Origin of the sequence: Phytohabitans aurantiacus (assembly GCF_027923225.1) — a bacterium.
GTDB lineage: Bacteria > Actinomycetota > Actinomycetes > Mycobacteriales > Micromonosporaceae > Phytohabitans > Phytohabitans aurantiacus.
In genome coordinates, this window is sequence record NZ_BSDI01000039.1 from 16,644 (window position 1) to 34,923 (window position 18,280).

Below are 18,280 nucleotides of genomic sequence, written 5' to 3' on the forward strand. Positions count from 1 at the left end.
GGTGATCGACGCAGGCCCTAGCGGGCGACCTTGGTGCGGTTCATCGGGAAGTGGCCCGGGGGCGCGTACCAGACCTGTGTCGGTGTCCACTCGAAGAGGTTGTTCGGTGAGCCGCTCAGGACCCACATCGTCGTGCCGCCGTTGAGGTTGTCGAACATGCCGACGAGTTCGCCCCCAGGGGTGTCGTCGATCTCGGCGGAGGTGATGACCGACCGGGCCAGCACGACGTCGGAACCGTTCGCGAGTGGCAGCACGTGCGGGTTGGAGTAGCCGGTCTGCCGCTGGTCGGTGCCGTTGAACATCCTGATTTTGCCGTTGCTGACCACGGCGATGTCGTCCTTGCCGTCGTAGTTCCAGTTCAGGGTGGTCAGCTGGGCGCGCTGGCCGACATTCGGCTCCCAGTTCCAGTCGAAGTAGATCTGGTACTCGTCGTCGGGTCCGGACGCGCCGCTGGCCCAGACCCACAGGATGGCGGTGCTGTTGGGATAGTCCCACAGGCCGACGAGGTCGTCGCGGCCGTCGCCGTTGATGTCGCCCGCAGTGAACTCCACTTCGGACAGTGGATACCAGTGGGGAACCGAATGCCAGGTCATGTACGGGTTGCTCGAACCGTCGCCGACACTCGCGGTGCCCGGGAACACGAATATCCCCATGGAGTTGTCGGGGTAGTTGTACATGGCGAGCAGGTCGTCTTTGCCGTCGCCGTTGACGTCGCCCGCGGCCAGCTTCACCACGCTTGGCCAGAAGTTGCCCGGCGGGCTCCACCACACCCGGTAGGCGTCCGTCGCGTTTGGACCTGAGCCGCCCGTGCCGGGGATGATGAACAGCCCCGCCTCGCCGTTGCCGTAGTCGTACAGGCTCATGATGTCGGTGCGCCCGTCGCCGTTGAAGTCGCCGGCGACGTTCTTCGTCACACCGATCCAGTAGCTGCCCGGCGGCGTCTCCCACGCCATGTAGTTTCCGATCTGGCCGGGCTGGCCGTTGGATTGGTTCGGCGCGCCGGGAAACACCCACAACCCGGTGGAGCCGTTGCCGTAGTCGAACAATGCGAGCAGGTCGCCTCGCCCGTCGCCGTTGAAGTCTCTTTTCAGGTCGGCCGCGGCCGGGCCGGCGGCCATCACCGCGCCGAGCGTGCCGAGCATCGCGGCGAGCCCGATCGACACCAGCCGGCGCGCACGGCGCCACCACCGATTTCCCATGACCGCTCCTCGCCGTCCAGAAGATCGACGCGAGTGACTCTAGTGGACAGTCGGCACGCACCGCTAGGGCTCGATCACAATCGGTTGATGTGTAGGGAATGGTCGGACGATGGTCGGACGATGGCGTTTCCTGGCAGGGTGCCCGAACATGTCGAAAAGTTCACGCATCGCCGCCGCGGCCGCCGCGTCGACGCTCGCCGCCGTGTTTCTCACCGGTGCACCGGCCCAGGCCGGAGTGAGCGTCGGTGTTGACACGCCGTACGGCGCCATGACGTTCAACCACTATGGCGACTATCTGAACGTCTTCGACTGGTACGGCGACGGCTGGGCGTCGCGCGCGCAGCTCCAGGTCTGGCACCACCCCACCGGCACCTGGCGCGACCACGGCGAGGTCTGCTTCGACAACCAAACCACCGGCGGCGTCGACGGGCGCGTCGAATGCAACCTGGAGGTCGCCGAGGGCACCGAGGTGCGCATCCACGCTTGGGCCTCGCGGAACGGCGCGACCAAGGCACACCGGTACAGCGGCGTGGGTGTCGCATGAGCGCCCGGCGGGTGGGGCGCGTCGCCGTCGCGATGGCCGCCGGCGTGACGGCGACGCTGGCCGCCAGTGGTACCGCGCACGCGGGCCAGTCCACCGATGTGGACGGTAAGTACGGTGCCGCCAACTTCCGGCAGTACGGCGAGCACCTGCTCGTCGAGGATTACTACGCGGACCACTGGGGTACGCGTGCCCAACTGCAGACCTGGCACGATCCGACCAAGCACTGGGTCGACCACTCCACCGTCTGCTTCGACGACCAGAGCACCGGCGGGGCGGACGGCGTCACGGACTGCAACTACTCGCTGCCGGAAGGCGAGACCGTGCGTATCCACCTGTGGGCGTCGCGCAACGGCGAAACCACCGACCACCGGTACTCGCCGATCGGCGTCGCCTGAGGCGCGTTACCGGCGTTTGCCCATACGGGCCTTGAACTCCCGCAGCCTGCGCTGGTTAGACGGCTTGGCGATCTCTTGCCGGCCACGCTCCACCAACTGCTGCCCGCGCGGGCTGCGCAGGAAATTCTTTATCCGCTGTACCAAGGCAGACATCTCCACACCCTCCAAACATCCGGTTGTCACCGCCTTACCCCACCCCGCTGGTTGCTAAGCCCCTGCCGTAGATTTCGGGGCATGGCGGAGGAAGTTGTCGACAGTCCGGTCGGCTGGGTCGCGCGGCACATCGGCTCCTATGTAGACACTGATGGCAAGTCCGGTCACCATTTCCACGGCGTCGACGCGCTGTTGCTGACCACGAGGGGCCGCCGGTCCGGCAAGCTGCGCCGCACCGCGCTCTATTACGGGACCAGGGGTGACGACTTCGTCCTCGTCGCCTCCAACGGTGGCTCGGTCGGGCACCCGTTGTGGTACCGGAATCTGGTCGCCGATCCGCGCGTGACGGTCCAGGTCAAGGACGACGTGTTCGACGCGACCGCGCGCACGGCGACGGGCGGCGAGCGCGCCGAGCTGTGGGACCTGATGGCGGGCATCTTCCCCACCTACGAGCAGTACCGGAAGAAGGCGGAGCGCGAAATCCCGGTCGTGGTGCTCACCCGGTCCGCGTGATGTCGACCTTCATGGGGCTGGCCTGGCCGGGCGAGAGCCCCTGAGCCAGAACGCTACGGGATGGCGGCGGCGATGACGTTGGCGATCGCGGCGCGCATGGGGTCGGGGTTGGCCCAGGTCCAGTTCGGGTGGGCGCGGTTGGTCAGCAGTACGAGCACGAGCTTGCGGCGCGGCTCGACCAGCAGTGAGGTGCCCGCGAAGCCGGTGTGGCCGAAGGTGGCCGCGGTGGAGAGCCGGCCCATGAACCACGGTTGGCGCAGCGTGACGCCGAGGCCGTGGTCGGACGGGCGGCCGGGGCGGTCGGGGTCGATGGCGGGCAGGCCCTGGTTGTAGTTGGTGAGCATCCGCTCGACGGTGGCCGCGGCCAGGATTCGCTTGCCGTTGTAGACGCCGCCCGCGAGCAGGGCCTGGCCGACGGCGGCGACGTCCTTGGCGGTCGCGAAGATGCCCGCGCTGCCGGCGACGCCGCCCATCTGGTTGGCGACGTCGTCGTGTACGACGCCGCGCAGCAGTCCCCGGGATGAGCGCGCGTCGGTGGCGACCAGGCGTTGGGCCTGGTCGTGGGCGCTGAGCCAGCCCAGTGGCTTGAAGCCGGTGTCGCGCAGGCCGAGCGGGCCGGTGACGCCGTCCTTGAGCGCCTGGTCGAGGGACCTGCCGGTGACCTTCTCGACCAGCATGGCCGCGACCATCAGGCCGACGCTGGAGTACCGGAACGTGTCACCCGGCGTGGCCCCGCTGGTCAGCGGGGTGGCGAGCACGGCTTTACGCTTGGCGGCCAGGTCGGGCAGGCCGGCGACGCTGGCGCCGACCGGCAGGCCGCTGGTGTGTGTGAGCAGCATCCGGACGGTGACCTTGTCTTTGCCCGTGCCGGTGAACTCTGGCAGGTATCGGGCGACCGGTGCGGCCAGGTCCAGCCTGCCCTTCTCGACCTGCTGGAGGACCAGGATCGAGGCGTACACCTTGGTGAGCGAGGCAAGGTCGAAGATCGAGTCCCGGTACATGGGTACCCGTTTCGCCTCCGCCAGCTCGACCGGCCCGGCGCCGTATCGCAGCGCGTGCCCGACCGCGATGTGGCTGTCGACCCGGCCGTTGATCATGACGAGCGCGACCGCGCCGGCGTAGGTGGGGTGGTTCGGGTTCTCGGCTGTGGGCTTGAGGAAGCGGCGCAGCTCCGCCGAGAGCTTGGCCTCGTAGGAGGCCACCGCGCGCGGCTTCGGCGCGGCCGGCGACGGCGTCTGGGTCGCGGTGGGCCTCGGCTTGGTCCCGGCGGCGCCGGCACCGGAGCCCGGCGGTCCGGGCGACGCCTGGCCGTCCGCCCACACCGTGGACGACCGGCCCGCACAGCCGGCGAGGCCGGCGGCCGCCGCGGCGGTCAGCCCGGTGCCGATGAACCTGCGACGCGAGAAGGACACGGCGACGATCGTGCCACGGCTCGCGGAGGGGTGGACGATCCATCTGTACGGTTTGGGCAACGTTACCCGCATGTCGCGGCTGCTTCCTCGCTGGTAACGATCGTGATCCCTTGACGAGCAGACGGTGAACTTCTAGGGTCAGCCGAAACAATCTGGAAAACGTTACACATCGCAATGGTAGTCAAATGAAACGTTCCAAGGAGTCCACGTGAGAAGAAGGATCGCGATCATCGGGCTGGTGTCCGCCACGGTCTTGACCCTGGGCGCGTGTTCCAACCCCAATTCGGGCGGCGGCGGGGGCACCGCCGTCGCCGACGGGACGGCGAAGGTGCAGGCCAAGGAGTTGACCGTCTGGGTCAACGCCGTCGAGCTGGAAGCCGTGAAAGCCGTCTACAAGCGCTTCGGTGACAAGTATGGCGTCAAGATGAACATCGTCGAGATGCCCACCGACAACTTCGAGTCGGGAGTGCAGACCCGCTGGGCCAGCGGCGAGCGCCCCGACGTCCTGGAGTACCACGCGACGTCGCTGTTCTGGGCGCTCAACCCCGAGCAGAACCTCTACGACCTGTCCAAGATGCCCTTCGCCAGCCGCGCGGGCGACATCTACAAGGACGCCGGCTCGCACAACGGCAAGGTCTACGCGGCGATCACCGATACCCCGTCCCTGTTCGGGATCTTCTACAACAAGGACGTGTTCACCCGGAACGGACTGAACATCCCGCAGACCTTCGCCGACCTCGAACAGGTCTGTGCGACGCTGCGGCAGAAGGATCCCAACGCCATCCCGATCTGGGAGAGCGGCGGCTCGGCCTGGCCGGTGCAGATCCTCTCCGGCCTGATGTACATGGGTTCCGCCCAGCAGAGCGAGAACTGGGCCCAGCAGGTCACCGACAAGAAGACGACGTTCAACGCCCCCGGCGGCCCGTTCGTCGCCGGCCTCAACCAGTACAAGAAGTTCAAGGACACCGGCTGCTTCAACAAGGACGCGACGACCGCGAAGTTCGAGGACGCGCTCCCCGCGCTGGCCAAGGGCCAGGCGGCGATGGTCGCCCTGCCGACCGGGCTCGCCGACATGATCGCCGACCAGTTCGGGGGCGATCGCGCGAAGACGGCGCAACACATCGGCTTCGCCTACCCGTCAGCCACCGGCGCGGTGTCGATCTGGGCCCCGAACGTCGCCGGCACCTGGTACGTCCCGAAGACCGGCAACGGCGATCGGGAGAGCACCGCGCTGGCCTTCATCCAGTACGCGACCGGGGAGGGCTACCAGACGTACGTCGACGAGTCGGGTACCTTCCCGCTCCTCGAGGGCGCCCAGCCTCCGAAGGGTGGCTACTCCGGCCTGGCCAAGGAGTTCAACGACGCGTACGAGACCAGCACCGCCTACGCTTTCAACAGCAACCTGTCCGGGTTCAACGTCGAGTTCCCGAACTACGTCACCGGCATCCTGAGCGGATCGGAGACTCCCGAGGGCGCGGCGGAGAAGTCGCAGAAGGTCTTCGAGCAGGCCGCCAAGCTGGCCAAGCTGCCGGGCTGGTAGGGAAGCCGGCCCGACATGACAGGCGCAACACGTACAGCGACGCGCCGGTGGTGGCACTTCGCCGCCCCGGCCCTCGCTCTCACCATCGGCTTCTTCCTCATACCGTTCCTGCTGAACGTGTACTTCGCGTTCACGGACTGGACCGGCTTCACCGCCGCGATCGCGCCGAACGGCCTCGACAACTTCATCGGCCTCGCCGAGGCCGGCATCCTCGGCAACGCCATCCGGGTGACGGTGTTCTACGCGGTCATCGCCATGATCCTGCAGAACGCCGTCAGCCTGGGGCTCGCCCTGCTGCTCCAGCGCACCACCGCGTTCAACTCGTGGCTGCGCACGCTCTTCTTCATCCCGGTACTGATCTCGCCGCTCGCGGCCGGGTACATCTGGGGAGCGCTCCTGTCACCGGTGGGGCCGCTGAACCAGGCGATCGGGCTGGTGGTACCGGGCTTCGACTTCGCGTGGCTCGGCAGCGGCGGCTCCGCGCTGGTCTCGGTCGCCTTCATCGACGTGTGGAAGTGGAGTGGACTGGTAACCCTCGTCTACATCGCGGGGCTCAACGCGATCCCACCCTCGCTCATCGAAGCCGCGATGATCGACGGCGCCAGCGCCTGGCAGCGATTCTGGCGCGTGAAGTTCCGGCTGCTGGCTCCGGCGTTCACCTTCAGCGTCGTCGTGACCTTCCTCGGCGCCCTCAACGCCTTCGACATCGTCCAGGCGACCACGAGGGGAGGGCCCGGTGCGGCGACCACCGTGCTCAACATCGCCATGTTCCGCCAGTACACCGGCGGGTTCTTCGGCAGCGCCAGCGCGCTCAGCCTGGTGATCACCATTCTGGTGGTCGGCATCGGCATCCCGCTCATCGCGTTCCTTCGGCGCAGGGAGGTGGAGGCATGAACGAGTGGGCCCGGCGGGTGATCCTGGTGGCGATCGCCGTCCCGTGGGTGGGCATTCCATTGTGGATGCTGCTCGTCAACTCGGCCAAGCCCTACACCGAGGCGAGCCGGCTCGGGTTGGACCTGCCGGACCAGTGGAACCTCGTCGAGAACTACAGCCGGGTGATGGCGGAGGGCAACTACGCGGTCGCCCTGGCCAACAGCCTCCTTATCGCCGTACCCACCCTGGCCTGCGTCATCGTTCTCGGGTCCATGGCCGCGTGGGCGTTCGCCCGGTCCAGGCGCGTCTCGATGAAGGTGGCCTACAACCTGAGCGTGCTCTCGGTGCTGCTACCGCCGGCCATCCTGCCCACCATCTACGAACTCCAGGTACTCGGCATCGACGGCACCCGCCTGGGCTACTTCCTCGTGATGGTCGGAACCCGGCTCGGCGTCGTGGTCTTCCTCGCGACCGGATTCATCCGGACGATGCCGCCGGACCTGGAGGAGGCGGCGGCGATCGACGGTGCCTCCAGGCCGCAGATCTACCGGCTGATCATCATGCCCGGGCTGCTGCCGGTACTCCTGGTGGGCGGGGTGATCCTGATCATCACGATCTGGAACGAGTTCCTGTTCGCGCTGTTCCTGCTCCGCGGTGCCGGCGCGGCGACGCTACCGCTCGCCCTCTACCGATTCTCCTCGACATCCTCGGAATTCACCGCGATGCGATGGGAGCTGATCTTCGCTCACGTGGTGCTGACCAGCCTGCCCCTGATCGTGGTCTACCTTTTCGTCCAGAAGCGATTGGTCAGCGGCCTCTCCGAAGGAGCCATCAAGGGATGACGACGTTGGACCCCTACCTGGCGGCGCGGATCCACCTGCTGTCCGGGCTCGACTGGGACGGCATCGCCGACCCCGAAGCCCGGTCGCGGTTCGACGAGTACGGCCGGGATCCCGGCGAGTGGACGATGCCCGACGTCGACGTCGTCGATCACGCCGCCCCGGGCCCGCATGGCGACGTCACCGTCCGCGTCTACACACCGCCGGCGCCGGCCGCCGGAGCGCTGCTCTGGGTCCACGGCGGCGGCTTCTGGGGCGGCGACCTCGACATGCCGGAGTCGTCCGTGGTCGCGGCCGAGCTCGCGAGCCGGGCCGGGATCGTCGTCGCGTCGGTCGGCTACCGCCTGGCCGTCGACGGGGTGCGGTACCCCGTCCCGCTCGACGACGTCGTCGCGGCGTGGGAGTGGTTCGTCCGGGAGCGGCCCGCCGCCTCGCCGGTCTGTCTCGGTGGAGCGAGCGCGGGTGGCGCCTTGGCGCTCGCGGCCGCGATCCGCCTGCGGGACGCCGGGAGCCTGCTGCCCGCCGGCCTGTTCCTCGCGTACCCGGTGGTCCATTTCCCCGTACCGGCGCTCGACGACGCCACGGCGGCGGCGATGCGATCGCTGCCGCCCCTGCTGCGCTTCCCGCCGTCGCTGATCGAGGAGATGTTCGCCAACTACGTCGGACGGCTCGGCGATCTGCCGCCGCTGGCCACACCGGGACACGCGCCGCTCGGCGGGCTCCCGGCTGTGCACCTGGTCAGCTGCGAGCTCGACGACCTGCGCCCGTCCGCCGATCTGCTGGCCAGGCAGCTCGCCGAGGCCGGCGTCGAGGTCCGCGCCCAACTGGCGGCCGGGATGCCGCACGGCCACCTGAACCGGACACCGACCCTCGACGGCGTCGACCGGTCGCTGGCGCACTTCGCGGCGGGCCTGCGCGCCCTGAACGGCGCGGGGGAGGTGCCGCCGGACGTGGCCTAGAGTGCCGTCATGCCGGTCACACTGCGCCCGCTCGCCCTCGCCGACGCCGCCGCCGTCCACGAGTGGGCGCGGCTGCCGGAGTCGTGCCGCTACCAGGCGTGGGGACCCAACACCCAGGAACAGACTCTGGAATTTGTGCGAGCCGCCGTGACGGCGCCCGCCGAACGGCGGGTGTTCGCGGTGGTCGCCGACGGCGAGGTGGTGGGTTGCGCGGAGCTGAAGCTGCGGGGTCCGAGCACCGCGGAGATCGGGTACGGAGTCCATCCGCGGCTGTGGGGACAGGGGATAGCCACGGCCGCCGCGAGGGAGCTGGTGCGGATGGGCTTCGAGGAGCACGGGTGCCATCGGATCTTCGGCACGTGCGATCCCCGCAACCTCGCCTCGGCGGTGGTGCTGCGCAAGATCGGCATGCGATACGAGGGCCGGATGCGCGGTACTGCCTACATCCGCGACGGCTGGCGGGACTCGGACCTGTACGCGATCCTCGCCGACGACTGATGTCCCACGGGGAGTAGGTAGAGCAGCAGGGCTCCGCTCATCGCGATCTCGACTGCGTTCCGTTCAAGATTCCCTCAAGACTGGAAGTCGGATTACCAAGTTCCTCGATGGACTGGTCGACAATGAGGCCCATCGACTCTCAGCCAATGACGATGAAGGAGTCCCATGGGTAAGCGACGTCGTGGGTTGCTCGCGATGGCCGCGGTAATCGGCGCGGTAATCAGCCTGCTAAGTCCCACGGCCGCCAGCGCGGCCTACTACGGCAACGAGATTAACTACACCGTAGTCATCCTGGATACCCCTGCCGACTATGGGCACTGGTACCACTGCACCAGCACCGGCGGCGCCACCGCCTGCTTCATGCCGTATGGCGAGAAGTTCTTCGTCAAAGACACCAATGCGGACGGACACTCGGCAGCCGCGAGCTGGCTTTTCGATGGTCCTGACGGCTACCGGTTGGGGACCTGCGTGCACCAGCACGGCAACGGTACCTGGGGAATCTGTAACAAGAGCTTCCCGGAGGGCTGGCTCATCAATTTCAGGGCCGCGGTCTACGAAGCGGGAAATCTCGTCGGCAACGGAGCGTGGACAGGGACGGAAACCTGAAGCGCGCTTTTCTAACCGGGCCGGCCGGGCGAGCCCGCCTCGGGGGACGACGAGCCTCGCGGGTCGGGGACCGGGACGGGCGGGCCCGGGCGCACCGCAACATCTCAATCGCGCACCTGCGCCGGGCCCGCACGGCGAGGCCCCGTGACCACCTGTGGCACGCGGTGCTGGACATCCTCGCGGAGCTCGGGCAGGACGCTGCTGTTGAGCTGCCAAGACCGGCGTTTCCGGTGCCGGAGGGTGGTCGCCGATGACGCTCCGGAGCCACCCGGTCGGGGTTCGGCATGCTTGGTGGTTCTGTTGCGGCGGCGCTATTTGGCTGGTTGCGCTGTTCACAGCTCCGTGCGGGTACTTCGGTCGAAAGGTCGAGGATGATGTTGGATACCGCCGCGCCGGGTTCATGAGTTCGGTTGGGCTCCGCGTAGAAGGGTTTCAAGACGCTCTTGGACGACGCTCAGGTCGCGTTGGGCTTGGGCGTTGTCGGGGTCGGCCAGCGTCAACCGTTCGCGGATGGCCAGGCTGTCCCGGTAGAATTGTTCGGCTTGTCTGGTGTCCCCGATGGCCTGGCTGAGGTCCCCGAGCTTGTTGTAGGAGACGCTCAGGTCGCGTTGGGCTTGGGCGTTGCTGGGATCGGCTTGGGCGCGTTTCTCAAGCAGTTGGAGGACCGTCTGGTAGCGGTTGATGGCGGCTCCGATGTTGCCGGTGTTGAGCAGCGCCTGGGCTTCCCGGTCGACTATTGCCAGGTAATTCGGGTGGTCGTTAGGGATTGTGGGTGCCACCTGTCCGAGCAGCGCGGCCGTAGCTAGCATCCCGATGCCCGATTGAGCGGCGGCGAGCGCCAGGCCGGCGAGGTCGTCGTATCGCTGGTTGGCGGCCAGATGCTGACATGCCTCGGTGAGGTCCTCGAACCGCCCCCGGCCGCTGCTAATCCGCTCGTCGCGCATGGTGAAGGCGCGGTCGTGCCGTTCGGGCAAGCCGTCGCCATGGTAGGGCCGCAGGGCGTCGGCGACCCAGGCGTGCACCGTGATCTGCCTGTCCGGGACGGGTGAGAGCAGGGTGAGCGCGAGCAGCCGCTGTACGTCGGTCGCCATCTGCTGACGGTGAACCGCGTCGGCCTTTCTGCCGTGCACGGCGATGACCAGATCGTCGAGGCTGAGGGGAATGGTGGACACGCTGGCCTGTAGCAGTAGTTCCCGCTGCTGGTCAGTGAGCAGGTCCAGCAGTTCGCCCAGGACGATGTCGCGGCTGCCCAGCAGCACAGGCGCGGCGCACGGCGGCGGGCACGTTCGGGGCGTTGCGGTCGATGCCTTCGACGTCGGCCAGGTGCCGCAGCTTCGCGGTGACCTCGCGCAGGCTGCCGCGACCGTGCCGCAGCAACGCGTCCACAAACTCGATCAGGCGCGGGTGCCCGCCGATCGTCGCGATAATAGTGGCCCGGTCGTCGAGGTCAAGGTCGCGTAGCTGGGGCATGCGCAGCAACAGGCGCCGCAGCTCGGCAGGGCTCAACGGCGGCAGGTCCACCCCGATCAGGTCCGGTTCGCCGGGCAGCGGATAGCGGCAGGTCACCAGCAGCTTGCCGGTCTGCGCCGTCTCGGCCAGCCAGGTGAAGGTGTCCGCGAATCCCGGATCGATCCATTCCTCGCCGCCGCTGGCGAGGTTCTGCTCGAAGTCATCGAACAGCACCAGCAACCTGGCCTGGGCAAGCAGCCGCCCGACCAAACCAAGCTTGACAGTGTCGTCGACGTCAGCATCATTCAACGCCTGTCCGTAGGGGGCCGCGTTCGTACCTTCGGGGGCGTCGGCCACACCGGCGAAACAACTGCGGTGGGCTCCACACACCGTCGTGTACCACGGTTAGCCAGCCGTCTTCGCGGAGCCGGTGCACGATCCTGCCGGCCACCGCGGTCTTGCCGATCCCACCGATCCCGGTCAGCACCACCCCACCCGCGGCGCCGTACGCCTCCACCGCCTTACGGGTGCCGCGCAATACCCCCAGCCCGGTCCGCAACGCTGCCCGCCGACCGATCAGATACCCGACCGGTAGCTCTCGCACACTGCGCCCACCCGGCGGCAGCGTCGGTTGAGACAGCGGCTGCGGCGACAGGGACGAGGCCCGCAAGGGCGGATCACCACCAGCAGCGATCAAGGTGGGAACCCATACTCCGGCCGCTGCCCGCTCTGGCCGGCCCTGACCGCCGTCAGGCGTCGCTGCTCAACCTCACGCCGCGCCTGCGCCAGCGCGGCACCCACGGAATCCCCTGACTTACGTTCCGGGAGGCCCAACTCCGACGCCGAAACACGGTTCGCGTTACAGACCAATGCAACAAACCTGAGATCATGAATAGCGACAGCCACTTTGGCCGCCCTAAACGTTCACAGCGTCTCAGGCGGTGGGTGTGTGGTCGCGGAGGGTGAGGCCGCAGGAGCGACGGCCCTGGACCGCGGCGGACGTCGCGGTAGCCCGGAATCTCTTGGTATAGATCGTCGAGAGTGCCGCCAAGAGTGTCCCACGGGGAGTAGGTAGAGCAGCAGGGCTCCGCTCATCGCGAAACCGAACGTGACCAGTTCGAGGACGACCGCGATGCCGATGTGGAACGCGAGCCCGGCGACGAGGAGCACCCGGCGCAGCCCGGGAGGAAACAGGCGAGCCAGGGCCAGGGCGAACTCCAGTACCAGCACCGACCAGGTGAACAGCGTGACTCCCACCGCGGAATCGGTGGCCGCCTCGGTCAGCGGGTGCAGAAAGGTCGGCGGCTCGTACCCGGGCGTGCGCAGCCAGTAGAACATCGCGGTGCCGTCGGTCCACTCGGTCACGGCGAGCTTCGCGATGCTGGCGTGTAGGTACACGAAGGCGACCTGGAGCCAGATGAGGATCAGCGCGGCCTGCGCCACCACGCGGCCGGTGCCGATCCCGGTGGCGGCCGGTGGTGGTTGCCAGTGCCACCGCCGGGGGTCGGTGAGCACCAGGGGAAGCAGCAGCAGGGTCAGGGCGGCGGTGATGTGGTCGCCACCGTCCAACGCGGACAGGTTGGCGATCACGCTCCAGGAGATGTACCAGTGCGGCAGCGCGGTCCACCGGGGGCGCCAGCCGCTGGCCACCACGACCAGCACGGCGATACCGATCCACCGGGCGAGTTGTCCGTGCGCGGCGGGCAGGACACACCAGATGCCGGCGGCGGCCGGGCCGGTGCAGTCCCCGGCGCCGTCCATCGACAGCAGGATCGCTGGCTGGTTGACGAGGAGAGTGGCGCCGGTGCCGGTGGCCAGCAGGGTACGGGCCAGCCCGAGCCCGCTGGCCCAGGGCGCGACCGCCAGCGCCGGCCGGCAGCGCTGACCGAGCCGGGCCAGCCAGCGGGTCAGCAGGTCACCGTCAGCCGGGCGACCCGGGACGGGAGCACGGTCGGCAGGTCGTTCCAGGCCCACGGCAGTACCTCCTGAAGGACGATTCCGATCTCGCCGCAGAGCGTGCGTACGGTGGCGGTGTTGGCTACCGGGGTGGCGGGGGCGCTGGCCAGGCAGGTGGCGGGTTCGCCGTCACACTTGGTCCAGTCGGCCCCATCGAGCCGGTGGGCGAGCAGGGCGATCTCCGCGGCGCGGGCACGGTCCCGCTTGTCCAGGCCGGCCGGGCCGCGGCTGCGCGGCGGGGCGGGCCGCCACTGGCCGTTCCGGGCGGTGTCGTAGGCCACCGGGCTGGGCCGGCGCGGGTCGCGGGTGAAGAACGCCCAGCCTTCCGGCACCAGCGCGCGGGCCACCGCCCGGCCCGGCGGGGCGGGCATCGCGGCTACCGGTACCACAGCCCGGACGAGGTAGCCCACGAGCAACCCGGCGACCAACGCGACCCCGGCGATCCGCCGGCCCAACCCGATGTCGTCCATTGTGGACTACCTGCGCGCCAGGTCGCGGCAGACGATCTGAATGAGCTGATCCTGCACCAGCTTCGCCCGTGGTGCCGCGGTGCCCGCCATGTCCCACGACCAGTCCGCGAACCCGCCGGCGAAGATCGCCCGGATGGTACCGACCTCCAGTGCGGTGCGGTCGTCGTTGTCCATGTCGATGTAGGAGTCGGCCCGGACGATCTCGTACGCGTTCGCCATCAGGGCGTCGTTGACCAGAAGTACGGCGGCGTCCACAGTGGCCTTGCCGAACTGCTGGTTGAGTACCTCGCGGGCCAGCGTGACCAGCGTGACCAGGCCGTCGCGCACCACGACCGGGTTGCCGCTCTGTATCCGTTGCCCGACCATCGCGTCGGACCAGCTGCCCCGGCGGGTCAGCTCGGTGTTGATCGCGCTCTGGGCCCGTCGCAGCGCCGGTGTCCACCGGGTGGGCGGGCGCTCCAGATAGACCAGCCGGTAGGCGGCCGGCCCGTCGTTGAACAGGACCGCGTCGGACAGCTGCGTGGCCGGGAACCGTGGTGGCCCGGACGGCCAGCCGGGATCGGCCTGGCCGCGCGCCGCGAAGCCGAGGGACACCGTTGCCAGGGCCAGCACGAGCAGGCCGAGCCAGGCCTTGCGGTGTTTCATGGATACCTCCCGCCAGTCAATGCGACTTTCCAGGAGCACCCTGCGCCGGTCCGTCCCCGATCCATCCCCGGCCCGTCCCCGTGACCGGTTCGAGTCGCCATCGACGAGGAGCTATGCATGCGTTCGTGGTGGTGTGACAATCCAAAGTGGCGCGTGGCACGGACGGGGGCGGGAGGCCCGTGAGGTTCCAGGTACTGGGTCCGCTTCGAGTGCGGCTCGACCGTGGCCAGGTTCCGCTGGCCGCATCGCGGGAGCAGCGCATCCTGGCCGCCCTGCTGCTCGACGCGAACCGGGTGGTGCCGGTGTCCCGGCTGGTCGAGGCGATCTGGGACGAGCATCCGCCGACCAGCTCGGTCAAGGTGGTCCGCAACTGCGTGTCGATGCTGCGCGGGCGGCTGGCGGCGGCGGGTGGTGAGATCGTCACCGACTCCGGCGGGTACTCGCTGCGCGTCCCGGACGGCGACATCGACCTGCGGGTCTTCGCCGATCGGGCACGGCGCGGCCGGCGGCTCGCCGCCGCCGGGGAGCTGGCGGGCGCGGTCGTCCACCTGCGGGAGGCCCTGGCGCTGTGGCGCGGTCCCGCCTTCACCGGGGTGACCGGCCGGCTGATCGAGGCGGCGGCCGCGCAGCTCAACGACCAGCGCCGCAGCCTCCAGGAAGAACGCCTGTCGCTCGAACTCACGCTGGGCGGGGGAGTCGAACTCGTCGACGAGATCGCCGACCTGGTCGCGGCGGAACCGTTGCGCGAGCGGGCGCACGGGCAGCTCATGCTCGCCCTGTACCGGGCGGGCCGCCGGTCCGAGGCGCTCGGGGCGTATCACCACGTACGGCGGCTGCTGGTGGGTGAGCTGGGCATCGAGCCCGGGCGCGAACTGACCGAGTTGCACCGGGCGATCCTCAACGCCGACCCGGGGCTGGCCCCGGTCACCGCGCCCGCGGCGGCGTCCCGGCCCGAGCCCAGCCGGCCGGCTACTCCGACCAAGCCGGTCCCGGCGCAGCTACCCGCCGCCCCGTACGCCTTCACCGGACGCACCGCCGAGCTCGACGAACTGTGCGGGCTGCTGGACGCGGCCACCTCGGCCGGTACGGGCATGGTGGCGGCCGTCTCCGGTATCGCCGGAGTGGGAAAGACGGCTCTGGCGGTCCACTTCGCCCGGCTCGTGGTCGACAGGTTCCCGGACGGCCAGCTCCACGTCGACCTGCGCGGCTTCCATCCGACCGGTCCGCCGCTCGACCCTGGCGAGGCGGTCCGCGGCTTCCTGGACGCGTTCGGCGTACCGGCGCAGCGGTTGCCCGAGGGTCTCGCCGCCCAGTCGGCGTTGCTGCGCACGCTGCTGGCCGGCCGGCGCGTCCTGCTGGTACTGGACAACGCCCGCGACAGCACGCACGTGCGCCCGCTGCTTCCGGGGGGACCCGGCTGCCTCACCCTGATCACCAGCCGCAACCGGCTGACCGGCCTGGTGACGACCGAGGGAGCGCATCCGATCAGCCTCGCTCCCCTGCCGCCCGGCGACGCCCATCGGATGCTGGCCCGCCGCGTCGGCGCCGCCCGGCTCACCGCCGAACCGGCGGCCGCCACCACGATCACCGCCCGGTCGGCGGGGCTGCCCCTCGCGCTGGCGATCGTGGCGTCCCGGGTGGTCGGCCAACCCCACTTTCCCCTGCGGGCCATCGCGGCGGAGCTGGAGCAAGCCCTCGGCGGTCTGGAGGGGTTCACGGGCATGGACGCCGAAACCGACGTCCGGTCGGTCTTCGCCTGCTCGTACCGCGCCCTGACCGGTCCGGCCGCGCGGCTGTTCCGGCTGCTCAGCATCCATCCCGGCCCGGATCTGGGTGCGGTCGCGGCGGCCAGCCTCGCCGGCGTACCACCATCGCGGGTGCGCCCGCTGCTGGCCGAGCTCGCGCACGCCCACATGGTCACCGAACACGTGCCTGGCCGGTACACCGTGCACGACCTGCTCCGCGCGTACGCCGTGGAGCGCGCGGACATCGAGGAGGGCGAAGCCGGGCGGCTGGCCGTGACCCGCCGGATGTTCGACCACTACCTGGGCAGCGCCCACCTCGCCGACCTGCGTCTGCACCCGCACCGGGACCCGATCCGGCTGCCGGCGGCGGCCGCGGGCGTGACAGTGTCGGTCGTCGACGACCGCGAGGCGGCCTGGTCGTGGTTCGGCCAGGAGCATCCGGTCCTGCTCAATCTCCTGCGACGGGCCGGCGCTGACGGGCACGACGTGCACGCGTGGCAGCTCGGCTGGGCCATGACCACGTACCTGGACCGGTGTGGCCACTGGTACGACCAGGCGATCGTCCAGCGACTCGCGCTAGAGGCGGCCGACCGCGTCGGGGACCGGGACGGGCAGGCCCGAGCGCACCGCAACATCTCCATCGCGCACCTGCGCCGTGGCCTGCACGGCGAGGCCCGTGACCACCTGTGGCACGCGGTGCGGCTCTACCGCGGGCTCGGCGACCAGGTCGGGCAGGCCCGCACCATGCTCAACCTGGGTACGGTCGCCGAACACCGGGGCCAGCCACGGCTCGCGCTGCGGTACGCCGAACACGCGGTGCGGCTGTTCGGGGCGGCCGGGCACCGATCCGGGCAGGCGAACGCCCTGAACAACGCCGGCTGGTACCACAGCCAGCTCGGTGACCACGAGCTGGCGCTGCGGCAGTGCCAGCGGGCGCTACTGCTGCAACAGGAGGCCGGTGACCACTACTGGCAGGCGCACACCTGGGACAGTCTCGGGTGCGCGCACCACCACCTGGGCCAGTATCCCGAGGCCACCGAGTGTTACCGGCAGGCGCTGTCGTACTGGCGCGAGGCCGGCGAACGCTACTACGAGTCGGCCACGCTCACCCAACTCGGCGATACCCACCTCGCCGCGGGAGAACGGCGAGTGGCGCGCGAGGTGTGGCAGGCGGCGCTCGGCATCCTCGCGGAGCTCGGCCAGGACACCGCCCCCGTTCTAAACAAGATCCGGTCGACAGACGAGATCTGAGCTGCCGCGAACCCGCAGCCGGATGTGATCAGGGCGTCCCTCAAGCTGTTCTAGCGACTTGAGGGACGCCCTGATCACGAAGCGCGCGGTTCGGGGTCGGGGATGGGCACGGTGGGGAAGGAGCCGTCGCCGAACAGGATCCGGGCGGCCGCGGCACGACCGGCGCGAGTGCGTAGCGCGGCGACCGCCGCCTCCGCCACGGCGGGCGAGCGCACGCCGGCGAACAGGCGGCGCAACAGCAGGCGGCCCCGAAACCGGGCCCGTAGCGCTTTTCCGTCGTACCGGCGCAGCACGCGCTGGTCGCCGGTGCGCAGGTAGTCGCCGGCGACCGTCGCGGCCAGTTCGGACATGCGCAGGCACGGGTCCAGTCCGCCGGCGGTCAAAGGCGACACCGCGCCCGCCGCGTCCCCGACGAGGAGGCCGGCCGGGCACGCCAGCCGCCGCAGCACGCCGCCGACCGGGATGGGGCCGCCGCGCCGCTCGACCGGACCGGCCGGTGTCGCGCGGCCGGGCGCGCGCGCCGCGAACTCCTCCAGCAGGTGGCGGACGCCGGCGCGCATGGCGTCCGGGTATCCGGCGACGCCGACGTGCGCGTTCCGGCCGTCGTCGATGACCCACGCCAGGTAGCCGGGGGCGACGCGCGGATCGAGTACACAGTGGAATGTCGGGACGGTGGTGCCGGACGCGGTCGGGTGGACGAGTTCGGCACCGATCAGCAGGTGCCGGTTGACGTCCAGGCCGAGACCGCGGGCCACTGTGGAGCGTGCGCCGTCCGCGCCGACGACGAACCGGGCGACGACCGGATCCGCGCCCTCCAACCGCACCACACCCGTGGCGGAGCCGGCGTACCGGACGCCCAGTGCGATGCGGGCCCCGGCCGCCTCCGCCATGCGCCGCGCGTGCGCGTAGACGCCCGGCATGTCGGCCACCCGGTACTCGTCGCGTTCGCTGCTGAGCCGCACCGGCGCCCGCCGCGACGGGGGATACAGCACGACCTCCCGGACGGCCGGTCCGAGCAGGTGATCCGGCAGGTCGAAGTCGTCGAGGGTGCGGCGCACGAAGATGCCGGTCGTGCGGACGCCCGTCGACAGGGTCCGGCGGCGATCGGCCACCAGCACGTCGAAGCCCTGTTCGGCCAGCAGGCGGGCCGTGTGCAGGCCGGCCAGCCCGGCACCCACGACGAGTACGTCAACGCTCCGCACATCCGTGACGGTAGGGGCGATACCCGGACCG

Annotated in this window: 18 protein-coding genes; 10 read left to right on the forward strand and 8 right to left on the reverse strand. The window is 69.8% G+C overall.

The window, feature by feature from the left end; genetic code table 11:
* Positions 1–17: 17 nt before the first annotated feature.
* Positions 18–1,199 (reverse strand): FG-GAP repeat domain-containing protein, encoded by a 1,182-nt coding sequence (locus tag QMG73_RS31210; RefSeq protein ID WP_281901642.1) that lies wholly within the window; start codon positions 1,197–1,199, stop codon positions 18–20.
* A gap of 148 nt (positions 1,200–1,347) precedes the next feature.
* On the opposite strand from QMG73_RS31210, the gene QMG73_RS31215 reads away from it, so the two are divergent.
* From QMG73_RS31215 to QMG73_RS31225, 3 genes are all read left to right on the forward strand, one after another.
* The gene (locus QMG73_RS31215; protein ID WP_281901644.1) at positions 1,348–1,743 is read left to right on the forward strand and encodes a hypothetical protein; all 396 of its coding nucleotides are present in this window, start codon (positions 1,348–1,350) and stop codon (positions 1,741–1,743) included.
* Positions 1,740–2,138, forward strand: coding sequence for a hypothetical protein (locus QMG73_RS31220; RefSeq protein ID WP_281901645.1), 399 nt, complete (start codon positions 1,740–1,742; stop codon positions 2,136–2,138). The genes QMG73_RS31215 and QMG73_RS31220 overlap by 4 nt, the downstream gene beginning before the upstream one ends.
* A 234-nt stretch (positions 2,139–2,372) precedes the next feature.
* On the forward strand, positions 2,373–2,804 hold the full coding sequence (locus QMG73_RS31225; protein ID WP_281901647.1) for a nitroreductase family deazaflavin-dependent oxidoreductase: 432 nt from the start codon (positions 2,373–2,375) through the stop codon (positions 2,802–2,804).
* Positions 2,805–2,857: 53 nt separating this feature from the next.
* Here the strand turns inward: QMG73_RS31225 and QMG73_RS31230 are convergent, their stop codons facing one another.
* Positions 2,858–4,216: a serine hydrolase domain-containing protein gene (locus QMG73_RS31230; protein ID WP_281901650.1), complete on the reverse strand. Its 1,359-nt coding sequence runs from the start codon at positions 4,214–4,216 to the stop codon at positions 2,858–2,860.
* Positions 4,217–4,424: 208 nt separating this feature from the next.
* Here QMG73_RS31230 and QMG73_RS31235 point away from each other — a divergent pair, with 208 nt between their 5' ends.
* The 6 genes from QMG73_RS31235 (at position 4,425) to QMG73_RS31260 (ending at position 9,531) form a co-directional block, all read left to right on the forward strand.
* Positions 4,425–5,756 (forward strand): ABC transporter substrate-binding protein, encoded by a 1,332-nt coding sequence (locus QMG73_RS31235; RefSeq protein WP_281901652.1) that lies wholly within the window; start codon positions 4,425–4,427, stop codon positions 5,754–5,756.
* 15 nt (positions 5,757–5,771) lie between these two features.
* The gene (locus QMG73_RS31240; RefSeq protein ID WP_281901653.1) at positions 5,772–6,650 is read left to right on the forward strand and encodes a carbohydrate ABC transporter permease; all 879 of its coding nucleotides are present in this window, start codon (positions 5,772–5,774) and stop codon (positions 6,648–6,650) included.
* Complete coding sequence (locus tag QMG73_RS31245) at positions 6,647–7,471, forward strand: carbohydrate ABC transporter permease (RefSeq protein ID WP_281901665.1); 825 nt, start codon at positions 6,647–6,649, stop codon at positions 7,469–7,471. Before QMG73_RS31240 ends, QMG73_RS31245 begins: the two co-directional genes overlap by 4 nt.
* On the forward strand, positions 7,468–8,427 hold the full coding sequence (locus QMG73_RS31250) for an alpha/beta hydrolase fold domain-containing protein (protein WP_281901667.1): 960 nt from the start codon (positions 7,468–7,470) through the stop codon (positions 8,425–8,427). The genes QMG73_RS31245 and QMG73_RS31250 overlap by 4 nt, the downstream gene beginning before the upstream one ends.
* A 9-nt stretch (positions 8,428–8,436) precedes the next feature.
* Complete coding sequence (locus tag QMG73_RS31255; protein ID WP_281901669.1) at positions 8,437–8,925, forward strand: GNAT family N-acetyltransferase; 489 nt, start codon at positions 8,437–8,439, stop codon at positions 8,923–8,925.
* Positions 8,926–9,090: 165 nt separating this feature from the next.
* On the forward strand, positions 9,091–9,531 hold the full coding sequence (locus QMG73_RS31260) for a hypothetical protein (RefSeq protein WP_281901670.1): 441 nt from the start codon (positions 9,091–9,093) through the stop codon (positions 9,529–9,531).
* 398 nt (positions 9,532–9,929) lie between these two features.
* On the opposite strand, the gene QMG73_RS31265 is transcribed toward QMG73_RS31260, so the two are convergent.
* From QMG73_RS31265 to QMG73_RS31285, 5 genes are all read right to left on the reverse strand, one after another.
* Entirely contained in the window at positions 9,930–10,790 is an 861-nt protein-coding gene (locus tag QMG73_RS31265) for a tetratricopeptide repeat protein (protein WP_281901672.1), read from the reverse strand.
* Positions 10,735–11,337 carry a hypothetical protein gene (locus tag QMG73_RS31270; protein ID WP_281901674.1) on the reverse strand — a complete coding sequence of 201 codons (603 nt, stop codon included), beginning with the start codon at positions 11,335–11,337 and terminating at the stop codon, positions 10,735–10,737. The genes QMG73_RS31265 and QMG73_RS31270 overlap by 56 nt, the downstream gene beginning before the upstream one ends.
* A gap of 567 nt (positions 11,338–11,904) precedes the next feature.
* On the reverse strand, positions 11,905–12,954 hold the full coding sequence (locus QMG73_RS31275; protein ID WP_281901676.1) for a sporulation-delaying protein SdpB family protein: 1,050 nt from the start codon (positions 12,952–12,954) through the stop codon (positions 11,905–11,907).
* Complete coding sequence (locus QMG73_RS31280; RefSeq protein ID WP_281901677.1) at positions 12,888–13,406, reverse strand: SdpA family antimicrobial peptide system protein; 519 nt, start codon at positions 13,404–13,406, stop codon at positions 12,888–12,890. Before QMG73_RS31280 ends, QMG73_RS31275 begins: the two co-directional genes overlap by 67 nt.
* 6 nt (positions 13,407–13,412) lie before the next feature.
* Positions 13,413–14,051 carry a hypothetical protein gene (locus QMG73_RS31285; protein WP_281901679.1) on the reverse strand — a complete coding sequence of 213 codons (639 nt, stop codon included), beginning with the start codon at positions 14,049–14,051 and terminating at the stop codon, positions 13,413–13,415.
* A 179-nt stretch (positions 14,052–14,230) separates the two neighbouring features.
* On the opposite strand from QMG73_RS31285, the gene QMG73_RS31290 reads away from it, so the two are divergent.
* The gene (locus QMG73_RS31290; protein WP_281901681.1) at positions 14,231–17,047 is read left to right on the forward strand and encodes an AfsR/SARP family transcriptional regulator; all 2,817 of its coding nucleotides are present in this window, start codon (positions 14,231–14,233) and stop codon (positions 17,045–17,047) included.
* Between the two features lie 74 nt (positions 17,048–17,121).
* Here the strand turns inward: QMG73_RS31290 and QMG73_RS31295 are convergent, their stop codons facing one another.
* Entirely contained in the window at positions 17,122–18,249 is a 1,128-nt protein-coding gene (locus tag QMG73_RS31295; RefSeq protein ID WP_281901683.1) for an FAD-dependent oxidoreductase, read from the reverse strand.
* Positions 18,250–18,280: the final 31 nt, after the last annotated feature.